Origin of the sequence: Pseudomonas putida (assembly GCF_009883635.2) — a bacterium.
Classification (GTDB): Bacteria; Pseudomonadota; Gammaproteobacteria; order Pseudomonadales; family Pseudomonadaceae; genus Aquipseudomonas; species Aquipseudomonas putida_W.
Genome location: NZ_CP026115.2, coordinates 5,115,062 through 5,132,807 on the forward strand (window position 1 = coordinate 5,115,062; position 17,746 = coordinate 5,132,807).

Genomic DNA, 17,746 nt, shown 5'->3' on the forward strand with positions numbered 1-17,746 from the left:
GTCGCCTCAGCGCGGTAGTTCGCGGGCCAGGGTAGCCTTGATGGTGCGCTCTACCACGTCCACCAGCACCATGGTCTGGTGGTCCACCTCGATGTTCAGCAACTCGCCGGCCTGGTAGCGGGCGAAGGTGGTCTGGCGCAGGGTTTCCGGGATCAGGTTGATGGTCACCACGTTGTCCTCGACATCGGCGACGGTCAGGCTGCAGCCGTTGACCCCGATGAAACCCCGTGGAAACACGTACTTGCCCCATTGCGGGGGCATGCGGAAGGTGATGAAGGCGCCAGTTTCCTTGATCGACAGTTCGACCACCTCGGCGGTGGTGGCGATGTGGCCGGCCATCAGGTGGCCGCCGACTTCGGCGTTCATTTTCGCCGAACGCTCGATGTTCACGCCCTGGCCAGCCTTGAAGCAGCGCAGGTTGGTGCGTTCGAGGGTGGCGGTCATGGCGTCGAACTTCACCTGGGTGCCGTTGATTTCCGTAACCGAGAGGCAGGTGCCCTCGACACTGACACTGGCACCGATCTTCAGCTCATCGAGCAGTTCCGGGGTGAGGTCGATGGTGAACTGGTTGTGGCCCGGGTAGGTGGTCACATCAAGGAGAGGGCGGACGGCTTGGACGATGCCGGTGTACATGGAGTTGCTCCTGGGCACAGATAGGAAAACATCAGGAAACTATGCCCGTGGCGCCGTAAATGCAAGCTGCCTGTACCGGCCTCTTCGCGGGGCAAGCCCGCTCCTACAGGAGGTCGCGTTGCCCTGTAGGAGCGGGCTTGCCCCGCGAAGAGGCCGGATCAGGCAGTGAAGCTCTAGAACTTCAACTGCCACTGCCCGACAACCGCATGGTTGCGACTATTGCTGCCCAGCTCCCCGCTATACCCCACGCCAATGCTCTGCCGCGCACTCAACCCCAGATCCAGCCCGGCCTCGATCAGCAAACTGTCGCGGTCGATCGCACTGCCTTCGACACTGAACGCATCCCCCCCGGCAATGAACGCCTGGCGCGTGCGGGTATCGATGCTGCCGTAGGTGTGGCGCCAGCCCAGGGTCGCCCGTGGCGTCAGGCTCATGCCGTTGTCCAGCTGCCCCAGGTGCGCCAGGCGCACGCCGAAGGTGCTGCTGAAGTTGTCCTGGGTATCGGTATCCACCGCAAGAGCCGCGTCACCGCCTTGCTCGCGGTAGCTGTCACGGTGGTAGCGCTGGTAGCCGAGGTTGGCGAACGGCTCGGTGCTCAGGCGGCCGCTGCCCATGGCATAGCCCAGCTCGACGAAAGCCTGCTGGCTGTCGGCATCGTAGTCACCCTTGAGGCGTTCGTTGAAGCCGCTGAAGGCCACGTCACGCTTGCTGTCGCCGTCATGGCTGCTGTAGGCCGCGCCCAGGCGCACGGCCAGCGGGCCACTCTGGTGCTGGGCGTACACGCCGACGTGCCAGCTGCGCACGGTGCCGTCCAGGCCGGTGCTGTCCAGGCGCGTGCGCGAATATCCACCCAGCACACCCAGGCGCCAGTCGCCGCCGAGCGCCCAGTCCACCCCCAGCACGCCACCGCCGGTGCGTTGTTCCAATGCGCTTGCGCCGTGGCTGCCATCGACCTTGCCGTAGCTGCCCAGCGCCTGCGCCCAGACCCGCCCTTGAGCGTTCGGGTCATTGAGGTTGCGCGCTTCGCGTGGCACGCCAGTGGCGGCCAGGGCAGGGCCGTCCTCGTCGTTCATGCCCACCAGCAGGGCGCCTGAGCTGCCCATGGCCTGCATGGCGCCCAGCATGGAGCTGCCAACCTGGCTGGCGCCAGCCATCGTGGCGGCCGCCAGGTTGGCGGTATTGCTGCCGGACAGTTGCTCGATGGCGCTGCCAGCACCGGCCGTGGTGGTGCCGAGCACGGCGTTGTACAGGTTGCTGTTCTGCCCAAGGCTGGCCAGGCTGCGTGCGGCCCCCGCGCCATTGCCGGACTGCGCGTAGTGCTCGAAGGCGACGTCATTGCGGGTGTAGTCCAGGCCTACCGAGGTGCTGCTGTAGCTCAGGGTCGGGGTGAGGAAGGCATAGTCGCTGGTGACCTGGCCGAAGCGGCCATCGACCGAGCCTGCGGTCAGCACGGTGTAGTGGCTCTGCCACGGGTATTCGCCGGCGCTAGGCTGTACGCGCAGGGTGGCGCCGTCGAGGCTTGCCGTACCACTGACGCTGAGCGGGGCGCTGCTGCCATCGGCGTTGACACCGTAGACCAGGGTCGAGCCTTGGCCAAAGCTCAGGTCACTCGCGATTGTCGCCACGCCCAGGCCGGTATTGGTCAGCAGGGTGCCGTTCACTTGCAGGCCACCGACCGAACCGCCACCGGCATAGGTAGCGCCCTGTTCGATGAGCATTTCACCGAGGATACTGCCCTGGTTGATCAAGGTAGCGCCAGCGGTCACCACACCGCCCTGGCTGAAGTCGTCGAGGCTGGTCAGCGTCCAGCTGCCGCCGCTGACCTTGAGCGTTTCGAAGTTGGCGCTGTTGCCGAAGCTGCCGGTGCCGTTCAGGGTCACGCTGTCGACGCCATCGCCACCATCGACCCGGCCGTTGAACACGCCGCCGGTCTCCACCACCAGGCCGTCGTTGCCCGCGCCCATGCTCAGCGCCAGGCCATTGCCGCCGCTGATGGTGCCGCTGTTGATCACGGTGTCGGCGAAGTCGCCGATCAGCTTGATGCCGAAGCCGTTTTCGCCTTCGATGCGGCCGGCGTTGGTAATGTGGGTCGCGGCCACACCGGAGCCTTCGGCGCCGTCGTCGACCAGGATGCCGTTATCGACACTGCGGATCACCCCGCTGCTGGTGTTGATCACGGTGCCGCCACCCATGGCGATGCCTTCGCTGCCGTTGGGCCGGCCGCCGCTGTCCACGCCCTTGGCGCCCAGGCCCTGGATGGTACCGGCGTTGTACACATAGCCGATGTTGTCGATGTCGACCCCGTCGCCGTCACCGTTGATCTTGCCGTCGGCGATGGCGCCGGTGATGGTGCCCCAGTTGTATACCGTGCCGCTGCCGTCGGAGCCAAAGCCCGAGCCGTTGCGCCCGGTGACACTGGCTCCGGCATAGTTGTAGAGAGTGGCGTCGCTTTTCAGGTCGATGCCATGGCGGTCGGCGCTGATGATGCCGTAGTTGTACACCGTGACGCCGGTGGAGGTGCCGATCTTGATGCCATCCCACTTCTGGTCGAGGCCGTTCTTGTCCTGCGGCGCAGTGTCGGTGTAGATCAGCCCGTAGTTGGTGATGGTGGCGTTGGAGCCGGTCTTGATCGCATCGTTGCCGACCGCGTGGATCACGCCGCTGGCCTGGTTCACCAGGGTGGTGGTGAAGGCCGGGTTGTTCAGGGTTTCCAGGTCGATGGCCTGGCCTTCGACGGTGGACTCGATGGTGCCGGCGTTGACGATGCTCAGGCTGCCACCCGCTGCAGGGTTGGTCTGGAAGCGCAGGCCGTCGTTGGTACCCTGGATCAGCGCACCGGCCTGGTTGGTGATCACATAGTGGCTGAGGTCTTCACCCGCGTCCTTGGTGTCGATACCGCGGCCATCGGTGGAGCGGATGATACCGGCGTTATCGACGGTGAGGGTGGCGCCGCTGGTGTGCTTGGGCAGGATCACGCCGTCGTCGTCGCTGGCCACGATGCTGCCATTGGCGGTTACCTTGAGGGTGTCGGCCTTTTTCAGCTCCAGGGTATCGGTGCTGGCGCTGTCGATCAGGTAGTCCTTGGAAAAGGCGGCGGGGGCGAAGGCGGCACAGGCCAGTGCGACGCACAGGGCCAGGCGATTGGGCGTGAAATGCATTGGGCGTCCATGAGTGCTTGTTCAGGGCCGCCCAATATGGCCATTCGATATTACGATTTTATTGAATACCCGACTGTTTTTATCGCCAATCAGACATGCCCGCTGCTGTTGACGATGCGCAGACACAGCGCCTCGTAAGGGTCGAGATTGACGGTCAGTCGGCCATCTTCGGTCAGGTCGCCTTCGACCGTCTCGTTGATCATGTCCACCACCGGCCCCGGGCTAAAGCCGGTCAATTGCAGTTGCTCGGCGATTACCTCATGGCCGAAGTTCAAGGCACTGATCTGGATGCCACGCCCGGCTGGCAGCTCATGCACCATCACCAGCAGGCCCGGGCTGCTGACCTCGGGCACCAGCACCTGGCGGCTGGTGGCGATGCCATAGGCCTGACGCACGGCCAGCAGCTTCTTCACCTGGCTGGCGAACGACTCAGGGTTATCCAGCTGGCTGTCGAGGCTGCCGTACAGCGAGCGGGCACGGGGCATGCCGCGCACCGAGGCTTGTGCCTGCGGGTCGAGCCCGGCCAGGTCGTAGCCGCCCCGGTGGATCCAGCGAGTATCGCCGTCGAGCATGCGCTCGGCCACCGCCTCGGCCGGCAACGGCAACGCACCGACCAGGTCCCACCCGGACAGCGCGACCACGCCCGGTTGCATGGCGTTGTACATCACCAGCAGCAGGTGCACCTTCTGGATCAGCGCGATATCTGCCGGGCTGAGCTGTTCGAGGTCACGAATGCCCAGCGCCGCGGTGATCAGGCTGGCGGTGGTGCAGGCGATGCCGTTGGTGACGAAGCGCAGGTTGTACGGCGCATGCTCACCCGACAGGCGTTCGTAGATCTCTTCGCGGATGTGCTCGCGCAGAATACCGCCGGGCAGGGTCTGGCCCTTGTACAGGTACATGTCGTGGGCGTGCAGGGTCCAGAAGTGCACCAGCTCGACGGTCAGTTCATCGTGGTTCTGCAGGGCGTGGATCAACGACGCCGGGTCGATGCCGAAGGCGTGCATCTCCTTGAGCATCAGGCGCAGGAATTCGGTGTCGCCGGTCAGCAAGGCATGCTGGCAGGCGGGGCGGGTGATGAAATCGTAGGACAGGTCGGCACCGCCCTTGGACATCTGCGCGATGTCGTCGAGGGTCAGGTTGAGCTCCTGGAAGCTGAAGCCACCGGCCTTGCGGATCATGCCGCCAATCAGCTGGTTGCCGACGATCGACAGCGGATGGCTTTCCGACCAGGCACTGCCGCTGGCGCGGGTCTCCACGCCGAGAAAGCCGTTGGCATCCAGGCGCAGGCCGCGGGCGCCCAGGCAGTCCAGCGCGTGCAGGGCGTCGCCGATGATCATCTGCTGAGCGGCGAAGCTGGGGTCGAGCCAGTTCAGTGACGGCTGGCCGTCCTTGAAGTAGTGCAGGTACACCCAGCGTCGGGTCTTGCCATCGACCCCGGTGATCGGTGCGGTGGCGCTCCAGTCGGTTTCCTTGACCCCGGGCTCGAAGAAAATCACCCGCTGCAGCTGGCCGACGATGTAGTGGCGCAGCTTGAGTTCATCGCACAGCGCCGGTGCCAGGTTGACCGCATCGCGGCCCTCGGGCACGTCGGGCAGCAGCGGCCAGTCCTCCTCGCGGATCTCGACCATGTGGAAGAGCCCGGGATAGGCGCCATAAGCCAGTTCGGCCAGGCGGAAGTCGGCGCCCTTGCCGGTGTGCGAGGGGATCAGGTCGTCAATGGTCACGGCATTGTGCGCGGCGGCCATGCGGCTCATCTGCACCAGCTCCTGCTCGTTGCCGTAGAGCGGGTCGATGTCGAAGCTGATGCGGTCGAAGTTGCCGTCGATGCTGGGGGTGAAATCACGTCCGCGCACACCGCCAGATTGCTTGATCGGGCCAGTGTGGATGCCTTGTACACCGATCTCCGACAGGCGCTTCCACAGCGTTTCGTGGCCGAGGGCAGACAGTACCGAGCAGCCTTCGGGGGCGATGATCGCGTCGGGGTAGACCGTCAGCCACACCGAGGCAATCTCGGTGGCCCGGCGTGGCTGGGCTTCGGCGTAGGGGTTCTGCCACAGGCGTGACTGGCCGGAGTACAGCTTGGCGCGCTCCTGCGAGGCCTTGAGCATCGAGCGGTCTTCAAGCCATTTGAGGTAAGACGGGTCGGGCTGGGTCATTTCGCGTCCTCTTTGCGTGGCGGCACCGGCCCAAGTTATGACGGCATCGCGGGCGGATCGTTCGGCTGAGAATAGCGATGGCTATTTCGCGGGTAATCTCACTCCATGGCGGGATTTCAAGGTGAGCATCGATGGCCCCTCACCTGACTTCAGGCATGCACCAAGGCGGCCCCTGTTGGCGGCACAGGAGAGATTGGCCCGAAACAAACTGTAGGAGCGGATTTATCCGCGATGCGCCGCGCGGGCGGCGCTCGATCTTGAGAGCGCTGCAAAGCTGCCGTCATGCACCTGCGGCCCTCATGCGATCCCATGACAGGTGCTCGGGTGTCACAAGCGCGAAGCATGGCGCAGGCGTGGGTGGCCGAGCAGCAGCACCAGCAAGGCCGCTCCCACAACAGCTCCCACAACCGCTCCCATAGGGCGCTCACACGGGTATCGAATTCAGCGCCGGGCCGAGAGTTGCTGCGGTGCCAGGAAGGCATCATGGAAGTAGGTGCGCAGCGCCTGCATCGCCGGGCTGAAGGCGCGCTCGCGGTGCCAGGCGAGGCCGACGCTCATCGGTGTCACCGGGTCAGTGATGGTCACCGTTTCGATGCGCTTGCCTTCAAGCGACCAGGGGCGGTGCACCAGGTCGGAGAGGATCGCCACACCACTGCCGTTGGCGACCATGCTGCGCACGGCCTCCACCGAGCTGGTGCGTACCCGCACATTCGGCCGTTGCCCGGCCTGCTGCCAGTAACGCATGGCGCTTTGTTCGGCCTCGTCCACGGTGAGCAGGATGTACGGCTCCCGGGCCACGTCGGCCAGGCTCACCGCCGAACGTTCGCATAACGGATGATGACCGGGCAGCCATAGCCGGCGCTCTGAGTTGAACAGGGTTTCCGAGACGATATCGGGGTGGGTGAGGTTGGCGGTGAGCACCACTGCCATGTCGAAACGGCCTTCCAGCAGCCCCTGCTCGATGGCGCTGCGCTCCTGTTCATGCACTTGCAGGGTCACGTCCGGATGCCAGTGCTCCAGGCGCTGCAAGTGGTGCGGCAGGAAGTAGCCGATCACCGTGTAGCTCGCCGCCAGGCGCAGCAGGCCGCTGGCGCGCACATCGGGCAGCGGGCTGTTCAGGGCATCGTCGACGCTGCGCAGGATCACATAGGCGCGGTTGAGGAAGTGCCGGCCGGCTTCGGTCAGGCTCATGCCCTGGGCCGAGCGCTGGAACAGCAGCACCCCCAGCATCGCCTCCAGTTCCTTGATCGCGGTGGTCACCGCCGACTGGGAAATATTGAGGTGAATCGCCGCCTGGGAGATCTGGCCGATCTCGGCGGTGGCGACAAAATAGCGAACCTGGCGCAGGGTCAGTGACACAGTGGGCTCCTGGGTATCTGATTTTCAGAAGACACCCTATCTGTTTATAGATCTTCCCAAGGGGGTCGGGAGAATCTAACGTGGCTTGCATGCCGTCACAAGCCAGGAGAACAGCGATGCGCGCAGTGGATTTCAACTCTGACATGGGCGAGGGCTTCGGCCCCTGGACCATCGGCGATGGCGTCGACCACGAACTGATGGCCTTCATCAGCTCGGCCAACATCGCCACCGGCTTCCATGCCGGCGACCCCGGCACCATGCGCCGCACCGTCGAGCGGGCCAAGGCGCTGGGCGTGGGCGTGGGGGCTCACCCCGGTTTCCGCGACCTGGTCGGCTTCGGCCGCCGCCACATCAATGCCCCGGCCCAGGAGCTGGTCGACGACATCCTCTACCAGCTCGGTGCGTTGCGCGAGATTGCCCGGGCGCAGGGCGTCAGGCTGCAGCACATCAAGCCCCATGGTGCGCTGTACATGCACCTGGCCCGTGATGAAGAGGCCGCACGCCTGCTTGTGGAAAACCTGCGGGTGATCGAACCCGAGCTGTTGCTGTATTGCATGCCCGGCTCGGTGATCTGCCGCATTGCCCAGGACCTCGGCCAACCGGTGGTACGCGAGTTCTACGCCGACCGCGAGTACGATCTGAGTGGCTCCATCGTGTTCACCCGCCATGTGCGTGGTTACCAGCCGCAACGGGTCGCCGAGCGGGTGCTGCGGGCCTGCCAGGAGGGTGTGGTGCGCACTGTGGAAGGCCAGGACCTGGCGATCGAATTCGATTCCATCTGCCTGCACAGTGACACCCCGGGCGCGCTCGACCTGGTCGAGGCCACGCGTGCCGCGCTGGACGCCGCCGGCATCGAGGTGCGTGCACCGCGCTGAGTTTCGACGACTGCTGGCGCGAAGTCGCCGCAGCCGGTTGCACCTGTTTTGTTTTGCCTGCCGTTCGATAAAGATTCCAAAAAAGGAGCAGACATGGCCAGTACTCCCATCCGCTACAGCTTCGGTGCCGACGAGCACCTGTTCGCCGAAGTCAGCGACAGCATGTCGCTGGAGGCCTTCTTCAAGGGCATGGCGGTGACCCGTGCGGTGGAGCGCCTGGCGCTGGAGGGCGTGCTCGACATATGCCTGGCCAATGCCTCGTTCCAGATCCGCTTCGACCCGGACCGCATCGCCCCCGAGGCGCTGCTCGAAGCCGTGCGTGGCGCCGAGGCCGAGGCGGTGTCCGAGCGGTCGTTGAGCACGCGGATCATCGAGATTCCGGTGCTGTACAACGACCCCTGGACCCACGAAACGCTCATGCGTTTCCGTGACCGCCACCAGGACCCCGACAGCACCGACCTGGAGTACGCCGCCCGCATCAACGGCCTGGCCGACGTCGAGGCGTTCATTGCCGCGCACAGTGGCGCGCCATGGTTCGTGTCGATGGTCGGCTTCGTCGCCGGCTTGCCGTTCATGTTCCAAATGGTCGAGCGCGAGCGGCAGTTGCAGGTGCCCAAGTACCTGCGCCCCCGCACCGACACGCCCAAGCTGACCCTCGGCCATGGTGGCTGCTTCGGCTGCATCTACTCGGTGCGCGGGGCAGGGGGCTACCAGATGTTCGGCGTGACCCCGGCACCGATCTACGACCCGCAGCAGTCGCTGGCTTACCTGAAGGAACACATGGTGTTCTTCCGCCCCGGCGATATCGTCCAGTTCAAGCCCATCGACCGGCAGGCCTATGACCAGGCCGTGGCGGATGTCGAAGAGGGGCGCTTCGACCTGCGTATCCGCCCGGTGGAGTTTTCCCTGGATGCATTCCTCGCCGACCCGGTCGGCTACCCCAAATCGCTGCAGGAGGCGCTGGCATGATCAAGGTCATCAAACCCGGGTTGGCCACCTCGGTGCAGGACATGGGCCGCGAAGGCTATTACCACCTGGGCATCCCGCCTTCCGGTGCGCTGGACCAGTATGCCTTGCAGGCCGCCAACCACCTGGTCGGTAACCCCGCGGGTGCGGCGGGCCTGGAATGCACGTTGGTGGGGCCGGAACTGGAGTTCCAGCATGACGCGCTGGTGGCGGTGTGCGGTGCGCAGATGCCGGTGTTGCTCGATGGCCGTGAACAGCGCCCGGACACCGCCTTCGCGGTGCGTGCCGGGCAGGTACTGCGCTTCGGCTTCCCTACGGCGGGCGCGCGGGCGTACCTGGCCGTGGCGGGCGGCATTGATGTCCCCGAGGTGCTTGGCAGCCGCTCGACCTATGCGTTGGGCGCGCTGGGCGGCTTGCAGGGGCGCAAGCTGGTAGCCGGTGACCTGTTGCCGGTCGGCGTGCCGAGTGGCAAGAGCCGCGCCGGGGCCAGTCTGCCCATGGCCTTGCGCCAGTCGCTGGGCGGCGAAGTGGTGCTGCGGGTGGTGCCGGGGTTGTACTTCCACCGCTTGACCGAGGCGGCGGCGAAAAGCTTTTTCACCGATGCCTGGACCGTCGGTTCAGAGGCCGACCGCATCGGCTATCGCTACAAGGGCGGCGGTGCGCTGAGCTTCCAGCCGCGTGAGCAGCCGTTTGGCGCGGGGTCGGACCCCTCGAATATCGTCGACAGCTGCTACCCGATCGGCTCGATCCAGGTGCCGGCGGGGCTGGAGCCGATCATCCTGCACCGGGATGCGGTGTCGGGTGGTGGCTACGCGATGATCGGCACAGTGATCAGTGCCGACCTGGACCTGATCGGGCAGATGCAGCCGAACCAGCAGGCGCGGTTTTTGGCGGTGAGCCTGGAGGATGCACTGGCGGCCCGGCGCTCTTACAAGAAGAAGCTGGGCTGCCTTGCCAGGTTGTTTGGCTGATTGAAGCAACAGCCTGTGCCGGCCTCTTCGCGGGCAAGCCCGCGAAAGGGCCAGTGCAGGTTACGAAGAACCAGGCTCCTCAAGGCTGAACCCCTCGACCCCGAATTCCGCTTGCAGCGCCAGCAGGTATTCCCGCAGGGCCCGCCGTGTGGCCTCTTCACGCAAACACTGCGCCACCCGCTCGGCAACCTGCCGATAAGGCAACTGCCTGCGCTCGACCCGTTCATCGACGCATAGCACATGCCAGCCATACCGCGATGCCAGCGGCCGGTCGTGCATGCCCACCGGCAAGCGCTGCAGCACTTGGTCCAGCTCGGCCACGGTCTGCCCCGAACTCAGCCAGCCCAGCTCGCCACCCTGGTCTTTCGAAGGGCAGGCCGAATGACGCTGGGCCAGCTCGGTAAAGCGCTCCGGGTGTTCACCCAGTTCCTTCAGCAGCTGCTCGCCCAGGCGGTAGTGGGCATCCCGCGCGCGGGCATCTTCGGGCGCCGCAGGCAGCAGTATATGCCGCACTTTCATCCGCGCCGGTTCGCAGAAGCGTTCGCGATGGCTGTCGAAATAGCGAAGGCTGTCGGCGGCGTTCACCTGCGGCACGTTCAGCTCGTTTTCAAGCAAGCGGGCCGTGCCTTCATCCCCGGTCTGCAGCCCCAGCATCGCCGCACGCTGGTTGAGCAGCTCACGTATCACCAACGCACGGGCGGCGCTGCGTTGGGCTTCGAGCAGCGAGGCTGAGGGGTGAAAAGGCGTTTCCTTGGCAATGTCAGCCTCGCTGAGCAACGTATCGCCCACGCGGATCACCACTGCTGGGCCGTCGGGCAGGTTTTCGACCGCAATTCTTTCCATGCTCGCTACTCCTCAGCCACGCCGCCGAACGATCTGGTAGTTGCGCCCCAGATACCCCAGGGGAATGCTCCACACATGCACCAGCCGGGTGAAGGGGAACAGCAGAATGATGGTCAGGCCCAGGAAGATATGAAGCTTGAAAATGATCGGTGCATCGTTCAGGTAATTCGCGGCATCGCCGCTGAACAGCACGATCGCCTGCGCCCAGTTGGCCAGGGTCAGCATCATGGTGCCGTCGAGGTGGCCATAGGAGAAGAAGATCGTCACCAGCCCCAGGCAGGCCTGCAACAGCAGCAGGAAGATGATGGCGTTGTCCATCAGGCTCGACGAGGCGCGCACCCGCGGGTTGAACAGCCGGCGCCAGAGCAGCATGGCGCCGCCGATCACGCACAGCACACCGGCGAAACCGCCGATGACGATGGCCAGCAGCTGCTTGTGGCCGGCGGAGAGGAATGGCCCGTATACCCAGTGCGGGGTCAGCAGGCCGAACAGGTGGCCGAAGAAGATGATCAGGATGCCGATATGGAACAGATTGCTGGCCAGGCGCATGTGCTTGCTCGACAGCATCTGGCTGGACCCGGTTTTCCAGGTGTACTGGCCGTGGTCGTAGCGGAACAGGCTGCCGAGCAGGAACACGGTGCCGGCCAGGTAGGGGTAGTAGCCGTAGACCAGATGGAGCAGGTATTCCTCGAACATGATGCACCTCCGTTCATTGGCCGCTGGGCGGCATGACCTGGATGACCTGGGGAATGGCCTCGTACTTGCGCTCGGCCAGGCGCCGGCCTTCGGCCGATTGCAGGCTGCAGTCCTGGGCGGACTTCGCCTCGAAACGCACCGCTTCTTCTTCCCACACCGCATCCAGCGCCTGCGGTGTGTTGTCGGCCGGTTCCGCGTTGGCAACCGGTCGCTGGGCGGCGATGCTGTCGCTGGCACCAATCAGCGTAAGCAGAGCGCGGGGCACCAGGGCGTAGCGGCTGTCACGTTCTTCCAGGCGGGCGCCAAGCAGCGCCAGGATCGGCTCGATCTCGCCCAGCCACTGACCGATCTCGGCCTCTTCACGGGTGGACAGATACTCCAGGAACAAGGGCAGGTGGTCCGGCAGTTCGCGGGCATCCAGCGTAAAGCCCGCCGCCGAATATTCCGCCAGCAGGTTGACCATCGCCTGGCCACGGTCACGGGACTCACCGTGCACATGCTCGAACAACAGCAGCGAGACGGCGCGGCCACGGTCGAACATCTCGACGTAGGCCTCTTCAAGGTCGAGCAAATCGCTCTCGGCAAGTTCCCGACACCATTGCGCAAGGCTGGCGCGCAGGGGCGGTGGCCATCGCGTTTCACGCTCGATCAGCGTGATCAGCTCGGGGCTTGCGGCCAGCAACTCGGCGCTGGGGTAATCCAGCAGGCGCGCCAGCACGCGCAGGCTCAGCAGGCACTCACTCACGGCGGCTGTCCTCCAGCGGGTCGAAGGTCTGCACCGGCTTGACCAGCGTGGTGGTCTGCTTGCGCCCACCGAACAGGCTCAGCTCGTTGCGCCCGCCGTTGCAGCCATCGCCAAAGGTGAAGCCACAGCCACTGCGCTCGGCGTACACGTCCGGTATGCGCTCGCGGTGGCCGGTGGGGATGACGAAGCGGTCTTCGTAGTTGGCGATGGCCAGGTAGCGGTACATGTCCTCGACCTGTTGCTGGCTCAGGCCGACCTGGTCGAGCACGGCAGTGTTCAAGGTGCCGTCGACATGCTTGGCACGCATGTACACGCGCATCGCCATCAGCCGCTTGAGGGCCAGCACCACCGGTGCTTCTTCGCCGGCGGTGAGCATGTTGGCCAGGTAGCGCACGGGAATGCGCAGCGACTCGATCTTCGGCAGCACGCCGTCGAACTCGACATGGCCGGCCTCGGCGGCGGACTGGATCGGTGACAGCGGTGGCACGTACCACACCATCGGCAGCGTGCGGTACTCCGGGTGCAAGGGCAGCGCCAGTTGCCAGTCGATGGCCAGCTTGTACACCGGCGAGGCCTGGGCGGCGCTGATCACGCTGTCGTCGATACCGTCCTTGCGCGCCTGGGCGATCACCGCCGGGTCGTGCGGGTCGAGGAAGATGTCGCACTGGCGATGATAGAGGTCACGGTCATCGGCCGAGGCGGCGACTTCTTCGATACGGTCGGCGTCGTACAGCAGCACACCCAGGTAGCGGATGCGCCCCACGCAGGTCTCGGAGCACACGGTCGGCTGGCCGGTCTCGATGCGTGGGTAGCAGAAGATGCACTTCTCGGATTTGCCGCTCTTCCAGTTGTAGTAGATCTTCTTGTAGGGGCAGCCGCTGACGCACATGCGCCAGCCGCGGCACTTGTCCTGGTCGATCAGCACGATGCCGTCTTCTTCGCGCTTGTAGATCGCACCGCTGGGGCAGGAGGCGACGCAGGCCGGGTTCAGGCAGTGCTCGCACAGGCGCGGCAGGTACATCATGAAGGTGTTTTCGAACTGGCCGTAGATGTCGGCCTGGACCTGGTCGAAGTTCACGTCGCGGCGGCGCTTGGCGAATTCGCTGCCGAGCAGTTCCTCCCAGTTGGGCCCCCACTCGATCTTTTTCATGCGCTGGCCGGAGATCAGCGAGCGCGGCCGCGCCACCGGTTGGTGGTCGCCGCTCTTGGCCGTGTGCAGGTGTTCGTAGTCGAAGGTGAAGGGCTCGTAGTAGTCGTCGATCTCCGGCAGGTCGGGGTTGGCGAAGATGTTCGCCAGCACCCGCCACTTGCCGCCGATGCCGGGGTTGATCGAACCGTCGGCATTACGTATCCAGCCGCCTTTCCACTTTTTCTGGTTTTCCCACTCCTTGGGGTAGCCGATGCCGGGCTTGGTCTCGACGTTGTTGAACCAGGCGTACTCGACGCCCTCGCGGCTGGTCCAGACGTTCTTGCAGGTGACCGAACAGGTATGGCAGCCGATGCACTTGTCGAGGTTGAGGACCATGCCGACCTGGGAACGGATCTTCATTTTACGGTCTCCTGCTTATAGTCGTTGCCTTCACCGTCGAGCCAGTCGACCCGGTGCATCTTGCGCACGATGACGAACTCGTCGCGGTTCGAACCCACCGTCCCGTAGTAGTTGAAGCCATACGAAAGCTGGGCGTAGCCGCCGATCATGTGGGTCGGCTTGGGGCACACGCGGGTCACCGAGTTGTGGATGCCGCCGCGGGTGCCGGTGACCTCGGAACCGGGGATGTTCACGATGCGCTCCTGAGCGTGGTACATCATCGCCATGCCCGGGCGCACGCGCTGGCTGACCACCGCACGGGCGGCGATGGCGCCGTTGGCGTTGAACAGCTCGATCCAGTCGTTGTCGGCCACGCCGATGCGCCGGGCGTCGTCTTCGCTGATCCACACGATCGGCCCGCCGCGCGACAGGGTCTGCATCAGCAGGTTGTCGCTGTAGGTGGAGTGGATGCCCCACTTCTGGTGCGGGGTCAGCCAGTTGAGGGCGATTTCCGGGTTGCCGTTGGGCTTGGGCGCGGCGACGCTGGCAGCGGCCTTGGTGTCGATAGGCGGGCGGTACACCATCAGGCTCTCGCCGAACGCCCGCATCCACGGGTGGTCCTGATAGAACTGCTGGCGCCCGGTCAGCGTGCGCCAGGGGATCAATTCGTGGACGTTGGTGTAGCAGGCGTTGTAGCTCACGTGCTCGTCTTCAAGGCCTGACCAGGTGGGGCTGGAGATGATCTTGCGCGGCTGCGCGACCAGGTCGCGGAAGCGGATCTTTTCTTCTTCCTTGCGCCGGGCCAGGTGGCTGTGGTCGCGGCCGGTGACCCTGGACAGCGCTTCCCAGGCCTTGACCGCCACGTGGCCATTGGTTTCGGGGGCCAGGGTGAGGATCATTTCCGCAGCATCCAGGGCCGAGGCCAGCTTCGGCCGCCCGGCTGCCGAGCCTTCGTGCTTGTGATAGTTGAGCTGGCCGAGCAGGTCGACTTCCTCCTCGGTCTTCCAGGCGATGCCCTTGCCGCCGTTGCCGAGGCTGTCGAGCAACGGCCCGACCGAGCTGAAGCGCTCGTAGGTTTCGGGGTAGTTGCGCTTGACCTCGATGAGCGAGGGCATGGTCTTGCCGGGGATGGCCTCGCACTCGCCCTTTTTCCAGTCGCGCACCTCGGGCTGGGCCAGTTCGCCGGGGCTGTCGTGCTGCAGGGGCAGGGTGACCAGGTCGGTCTCTTCGCCCAGATGGCCGACGCACACGCGGGCGAAGGCCTGGGCGATGCCATCGTAGATCTGCCAGTCGCTGCGCGCTTCCCAGGCCGGGTCGGTGGCGGCGGTGAGCGGGTGGATGAACGGGTGCATGTCGGAGGTGTTGAGGTCGTCCTTTTCGTACCAGGTGGCGGTGGGCAGCACCACGTCGGAGTAAAGGCAGGTGGTGGACATGCGAAAGTCCAGGGTCACCACCAGGTCGAGCTTGCCTTCGATGGCATCGTCCTGCCACACGACTTCCTCGGGCTTGTGCCCGCCGACTTCGCCCAGGTCCTTGCCGAGCACGCCGTTGCGCGTGCCGAGCAGGTACTTGAGCATGTATTCATGGCCCTTGCCGGAGGAGCCGAGCAGGTTGGAACGCCAGACGAACAGGTTGCGTGGGTGGTTCTGCGGGTTGTCCGGGTCTTCGCTGGCGAAACGCAGGTTGCCGCTCTTGAGCTGGCTGACGGTGTAGTCGGCGGTGCTCTGCCCGGCGGCTTGCGCGGCGGCGGCCAGGCGCAACGGGTTGATGCTCAACTGCGGCGCCGAAGGCAGCCAGCCCATGCGCTCGGCGCGCACGTTATAGTCCACCAGGCTGCCGCTGAAGTTTTCGCTGCGCGCCAGGGGTGACAGCAGTTCCTTGACCTCGAGTTTCTCGTAGCGCCACTGGCTGGAGTGGTTGTAGAAGAACGAGGTGCTGTTCATGTGCCGGGGCGGGCGATGCCAGTCCAGGGCAAAGGCCAGGGGCGTCCAGCCCGTCTGCGGGCGGAGTTTTTCCTGGCCGACATAGTGCGACCAGCCGCCCCCGCTTTTGCCCACGCAGCCGCAGAGGATCAGCATGTTGATCAGCCCGCGGTAGTTCATGTCCATGTGGTACCAGTGGTTCATCCCGGCACCGACGATGATCATGGAGCGGCCGTGGGTCTTGTTGGCGTTGTCGGCGAATTCGCGGGCGATGCGGATCATCTGCTCGGCCTTGACCCCGGTGATCGCCTGTTGCCAGGCCGGGGTATAGGGCTTGAGCTGGTCGTAGGCGCTGGCGCCGTCGTCCGTGCCGCTGCCGCCAACCGTGGCGGCGAGGCCACGGTCGATGCCGTAGTTGCCGGCAGTCAGGTCGAAGACCGTCACGGCCAGTACTTCGCGGCCGTCGGCGAGGGTCAGGCGCTTGGCCGGGATGTGGTGATACAGCACGTCACTCACCGGCACATGGGCGAAGTGCTCGCGTTCGATACCGCCGAAGTAGGGGAACGCCACCCGTGCCACTTCATCGTGGCGCCCCAGCAGCGACAGGCACAGCTGCACTTCGCTGCCTCCGGCCTCGACGGTTTCCAGGTTCCAGTGGCCGGTTTCGCCCCAGCGAAAACCGATCGAGCCCCGTGGCACCACCAGGCGCTCGCCCTGTTCGTCCCAGGCGATGGTTTTCCATTCGGGGTTGTTGGCCTGCTCCAGGTTGCCGGCAAAGTCGCTGGCGCGTAGCTGCTTGCCAGGCACCAGTTTGCCATCCTCGCGTTGTTCAAGCTCGACCAGCATCGGCATGTCGGTATAGCGGCGGATGTAGTCGGTGAAGTAGGCACTGGGGTTATCGAGGTGGAACTCCTTGAAGATCACGTGGCCCATGGCGATCGCCAGGGCCGCATCGGTGCCTTGCTTGGCGCTCATCCATTCGTCGCAGAGCTTGGCGATTTCGGCGTAGTCGGGGGTGATGGCGATGGTCTTGGTGCCCTTGTAGCGCACCTCGGTGAAGAAGTGCGCGTCGGGGGTGCGGGTCTGCGGTACGTTCGAGCCCCAGGCGATGATGTAGCCGGAGTTGTACCAGTCGGCCGACTCGGGCACGTCGGTCTGCTCACCCCACACTTGCGGCGAAGCCGGCGGCAGGTCGCAGTACCAGTCGTAGAACGACAGGCACACCCCGCCGATCAGTGACAGGTAACGGGTGCCGGCAGCGTAGCTGACCATCGACATGGCCGGGATCGGCGAAAAGCCAGTGACGCGGTCGGGGCCATATTGCTTGACGGTGTACACGTTGGCCGCAGCGACCAGCGTCTGCAGTTCGTCCCAGTCGCTGCGCACGAAACCGCCACGGCCGCGGATCGATTTGTACTGGCGGGCCTTGGCCGGGTCTTCGACGATGCTGGCCCAGGCCAGCACCGGGTCGGGCTGCGCTGCCAGCGCCGCACGCCACAGCTGGATCAGCGCCTTGCGTACCAGTGGATACTTGAGCCGGTTGGCGCTGTACAGGTACCAGGAATAACTGGCCCCACGCGGGCAGCCGCGCGGTTCGTGGTTGGGCAGGTCGGGGCGGGTGCGCGGGTAGTCGGTCTGCTGGGTTTCCCAGGTCACCAGGCCGTTCTTCACATAGACCTTCCAGCTGCAGGAGCCTGTGCAGTTCACCCCGTGGGTGGAGCGGGCGATCTTGTCGTACTGCCAGCGCTGGCGGTAGCCGTCCTCCCAGGCGCGGCTTTCGTCGCGGGTTTCTCCATGGCCGTCGGCGAACTCGGGCGGGCGTTTTACCAGGTAGCGGAGGCGGTCGATGAAGAAACTCATGGTTTTGCTCCGTGACGTTTAGCAGCGGTGACGG

At 65.1% G+C, this 17,746-nt stretch carries 12 protein-coding genes; 3 read left to right on the forward strand and 9 right to left on the reverse strand.

What is annotated here, in order from left to right:
* Positions 1-6: 6 nt before the first annotated feature.
* The 4 genes from C2H86_RS23355 to C2H86_RS23370 all read right to left on the reverse strand — a co-directional run bounded on the left by C2H86_RS23355 (position 7) and on the right by C2H86_RS23370 (position 7,306).
* Positions 7-633, reverse strand: coding sequence for a riboflavin synthase subunit alpha (locus C2H86_RS23355; protein ID WP_159410045.1), 627 nt, complete (start codon positions 631-633; stop codon positions 7-9).
* Positions 634-806: 173 nt separating this feature from the next.
* Entirely contained in the window at positions 807-3,791 is a 2,985-nt protein-coding gene (locus tag C2H86_RS23360) for an autotransporter outer membrane beta-barrel domain-containing protein (protein ID WP_159410046.1), read from the reverse strand.
* Positions 3,792-3,880: 89 nt separating this feature from the next.
* Positions 3,881-5,947, reverse strand: coding sequence for a maltose alpha-D-glucosyltransferase (gene treS / locus C2H86_RS23365; RefSeq protein WP_159410047.1), 2,067 nt, complete (start codon positions 5,945-5,947; stop codon positions 3,881-3,883).
* 441 nt (positions 5,948-6,388) lie between these two features.
* Entirely contained in the window at positions 6,389-7,306 is a 918-nt protein-coding gene (locus tag C2H86_RS23370) for a LysR family transcriptional regulator (RefSeq protein ID WP_159410048.1), read from the reverse strand.
* 116 nt (positions 7,307-7,422) lie between these two features.
* Here C2H86_RS23370 and C2H86_RS23375 point away from each other — a divergent pair, with 116 nt between their 5' ends.
* The 3 genes from C2H86_RS23375 (at position 7,423) to C2H86_RS23385 (ending at position 10,118) form a co-directional block, all read left to right on the forward strand.
* Positions 7,423-8,181: a 5-oxoprolinase subunit PxpA gene (locus C2H86_RS23375; protein WP_159410049.1), complete on the forward strand. Its 759-nt coding sequence runs from the start codon at positions 7,423-7,425 to the stop codon at positions 8,179-8,181.
* A 93-nt stretch (positions 8,182-8,274) separates the two neighbouring features.
* Positions 8,275-9,150, forward strand: coding sequence for a 5-oxoprolinase subunit B family protein (locus tag C2H86_RS23380; protein WP_159410050.1), 876 nt, complete (start codon positions 8,275-8,277; stop codon positions 9,148-9,150).
* Positions 9,147-10,118 (forward strand): biotin-dependent carboxyltransferase family protein, encoded by a 972-nt coding sequence (locus C2H86_RS23385; RefSeq protein ID WP_159410051.1) that lies wholly within the window; start codon positions 9,147-9,149, stop codon positions 10,116-10,118. The genes C2H86_RS23380 and C2H86_RS23385 overlap by 4 nt, the downstream gene beginning before the upstream one ends.
* A gap of 60 nt (positions 10,119-10,178) precedes the next feature.
* On the opposite strand, the gene C2H86_RS23390 is transcribed toward C2H86_RS23385, so the two are convergent.
* From C2H86_RS23390 to C2H86_RS23410, 5 genes are read right to left on the reverse strand one after another with little or no spacing between them, the layout of a single operon-like run.
* Positions 10,179-10,961, reverse strand: a complete 783-nt coding sequence (locus C2H86_RS23390) for a peptidylprolyl isomerase (RefSeq protein WP_159410052.1) — start codon at positions 10,959-10,961, stop codon at positions 10,179-10,181.
* Positions 10,962-10,973: 12 nt separating this feature from the next.
* Positions 10,974-11,657, reverse strand: a complete 684-nt coding sequence (gene narI / locus C2H86_RS23395) for a respiratory nitrate reductase subunit gamma (RefSeq protein ID WP_159410053.1) — start codon at positions 11,655-11,657, stop codon at positions 10,974-10,976.
* 13 nt (positions 11,658-11,670) lie between these two features.
* Complete coding sequence (narJ, locus tag C2H86_RS23400) at positions 11,671-12,402, reverse strand: nitrate reductase molybdenum cofactor assembly chaperone (RefSeq protein ID WP_205524560.1); 732 nt, start codon at positions 12,400-12,402, stop codon at positions 11,671-11,673.
* Positions 12,395-13,951, reverse strand: a complete 1,557-nt coding sequence (narH, locus tag C2H86_RS23405; protein WP_159410054.1) for a nitrate reductase subunit beta — start codon at positions 13,949-13,951, stop codon at positions 12,395-12,397. The genes narJ and narH overlap by 8 nt, the downstream gene beginning before the upstream one ends.
* On the reverse strand, positions 13,948-17,712 hold the full coding sequence (locus C2H86_RS23410) for a nitrate reductase subunit alpha (protein WP_159410055.1): 3,765 nt from the start codon (positions 17,710-17,712) through the stop codon (positions 13,948-13,950). The genes narH and C2H86_RS23410 overlap by 4 nt, the downstream gene beginning before the upstream one ends.
* Between the last annotated feature and the right edge of the window lie 34 nt (positions 17,713-17,746).

Bases quoted from the DNA above. Each gene is read 5' to 3' on its own strand.
- C2H86_RS23355 (WP_159410045.1), bottom strand. From the start codon at position 633: ATGTACACCGGCATCGTCCAAGCCGTCCGCCCTCTCCTTGATGTGACC.
- C2H86_RS23360 (WP_159410046.1), bottom strand. From the start codon at position 3,791: ATGCATTTCACGCCCAATCGCCTGGCCCTGTGCGTCGCACTGGCCTGT.
- treS (WP_159410047.1), bottom strand. From the start codon at position 5,947: ATGACCCAGCCCGACCCGTCTTACCTCAAATGGCTTGAAGACCGCTCG.
- C2H86_RS23375 (WP_159410049.1), top strand. From the start codon at position 7,423: ATGCGCGCAGTGGATTTCAACTCTGACATGGGCGAGGGCTTCGGCCCC.
- C2H86_RS23380 (WP_159410050.1), top strand. From the start codon at position 8,275: ATGGCCAGTACTCCCATCCGCTACAGCTTCGGTGCCGACGAGCACCTG.
- C2H86_RS23385 (WP_159410051.1), top strand. From the start codon at position 9,147: ATGATCAAGGTCATCAAACCCGGGTTGGCCACCTCGGTGCAGGACATG.
- C2H86_RS23390 (WP_159410052.1), bottom strand. From the start codon at position 10,961: ATGGAAAGAATTGCGGTCGAAAACCTGCCCGACGGCCCAGCAGTGGTG.
- narI (WP_159410053.1), bottom strand. From the start codon at position 11,657: ATGTTCGAGGAATACCTGCTCCATCTGGTCTACGGCTACTACCCCTAC.
- narH (WP_159410054.1), bottom strand. From the start codon at position 13,951: ATGAAGATCCGTTCCCAGGTCGGCATGGTCCTCAACCTCGACAAGTGC.
- C2H86_RS23410 (WP_159410055.1), bottom strand. From the start codon at position 17,712: ATGAGTTTCTTCATCGACCGCCTCCGCTACCTGGTAAAACGCCCGCCC.